This is a genomic window from Kistimonas scapharcae, assembly GCF_039540975.1.
In the GTDB taxonomy this organism is placed as follows: domain Bacteria; phylum Pseudomonadota; class Gammaproteobacteria; order Pseudomonadales; family Endozoicomonadaceae; genus Kistimonas; species Kistimonas scapharcae.
Genome location: NZ_BAABFL010000031.1, coordinates 1 through 1,689, shown reverse-complemented (window position 1 = coordinate 1,689; position 1,689 = coordinate 1). Strand labels below are relative to the sequence as shown.

Annotated in this window: 3 protein-coding genes; 1 reads left to right on the top strand and 2 read right to left on the bottom strand. The window is 54.5% G+C overall.

The window, feature by feature from the left end; all coding sequences use genetic code 11:
- Positions 1-26: 26 nt before the first annotated feature.
- Both ABD892_RS02345 and ABD892_RS02340 read right to left on the bottom strand, forming a co-directional pair.
- Positions 27-386, bottom strand: coding sequence for a capsid cement protein (locus ABD892_RS02345; protein WP_345193430.1), 360 nt, complete (start codon positions 384-386; stop codon positions 27-29).
- Complete coding sequence (locus tag ABD892_RS02340; RefSeq protein ID WP_345193425.1) at positions 383-1,516, bottom strand: hypothetical protein; 1,134 nt, start codon at positions 1,514-1,516, stop codon at positions 383-385. Before ABD892_RS02340 ends, ABD892_RS02345 begins: the two co-directional genes overlap by 4 nt.
- Here ABD892_RS02340 and ABD892_RS02335 point away from each other — a divergent pair.
- On the top strand, positions 1,502-1,689 hold a 188-nt coding region (locus ABD892_RS02335; RefSeq protein WP_345193423.1), incomplete at its 3' end, for a hypothetical protein. The genes ABD892_RS02340 and ABD892_RS02335 overlap by 15 nt on opposite strands.

Here is a 1,689-nt window from a genome sequence, read left to right as displayed (position 1 = left end):
ACCGTCAGAAGTCGTTTTTGAAACCATCAGCCCTGTGCCAGCAGGATGGCGGCGTAATCCCCCACCTCGGCATCTTCCAGTGCAATGCCAATGATGCGGTCAGCAGCCTGGGTAGCCGTAATCACCTTGCCTTCGGAATTACTGGTGAGCACGGTGCCTTTGCTCAGTGTTCCACCGGCCACCGCTTCCGTAATGCCGGAAACGATGACATCGACCCGCCCATTGTTTTCACTGCCGATCTGGGTGGTGATGCCAATCAAGGCATCGGAAGCTGCGTTAGCCTGTCGCACGGTCATGCGACCGGTGCCGAAGGTCACCAGCCGACGACCTTGCAACACACCATCGGCAATGAAGGTTTTGATTAGCCCGTCGTTTCTGATGCTCATGCGTTGCTTCCCTGTTGCCGGATGGTATTGACCGCTTCGGTAATGGTGACCATGCGGCCTTCCTTCCGCGCCTGTTCCTGGTAGGCCAGCGCCTTGCGGGCCAGTTCATCCGAGGATGCCGGCGGCTCGCTCTGGTCATCCTTGCTGTGTTCGTTGAAGTCCACCTGTTGTGGCAAACCGGAAAGAAATTTCAGCAGATAGGTACGCTGATCCAGTGTCGTTTTTTGCTCACCTTCACCAAAGGAGACCACGCCTTTTTCGGTGTCCAGCGAGGCCATGAACGCCACCATCTGATCCTTATGGGCAGGCAGGAGTTTTCCTTTCTGTACCAATGTGTCCAGCTCAGCACTGATGGACTGCCGGGCAATGGCGGCTTCCGATGCGCTAATCGCACACTCACGCTCATTGAACTGCGTTTCCTTAGCCGCAAGGGATGCTTCCCTGTCCTCAAGCTCGGCCTTTTTTTGTGCGAGTTCTTCCTCGGTCATTCCGTTGTCCTCAGTCCGTTCAATGGGGTTGGTTTCGGAGAAGGCGGGGGAGACACTGGCCTCAGTGTTCTCTTCTTGTCTGGCGGAGAGTTCCAGCTCATCAATGGCCCAGCTGGCGATCACCTCATCCGCCTCCTCACGGCTGAACTTGTCGATCAGAAACTCACGAAGCCGGCGAAACACTGAGGCGATGGTGAGTGTGTCGTAGGGGGCGGAGAACTCGACGATCCCTTCTTCCTTCTCATTGAAGGCAATGTCCTTCAGCCCTTTGATGGCTGGAGGTTGGGCTCCCAGAAACCCCACATGGCGTAGATAAAACACACCGGGCACCGGATTGTTGGGACTCTCCGGCGTATAGAAACTGGCGCTGATTTTTTTGTAGCGACCGGCTTTGACCAGTTCCTCGAAATCTGCATCTATCTGGTGGGGTTCGGCTTCCAACCCCTGTTCGTCAAACCGGAGTTGGCTGACCCAGCCATAGGCAGGACCGTTGTCTTTGGGATGGCCAACGACAATGGGCGCTTCATGAAGGGTGGGATTATAGGCAGCGGCTGATGCCTTGATGGCATCTTCGCTGAACCCGGTCGTGATGCCTGTTGAATCGGTATGGGTACCACTGCGGAAGATATGGATGGGTTTCATAAGGTTTCCTCAGGCATAGAAACATTAAACGCCGCATCGGTTTTGCTTTTGGTACAGGTTTTTTCCGGTAATTGTTTCGTTCAGGCGGGATTCAGCAGAGGAAAGGTAGGATGGAAGGGCAGTAATAAAGATGTTTCACAGGGTACTGGAGGTATTCCTTATGCTTGTTGTCT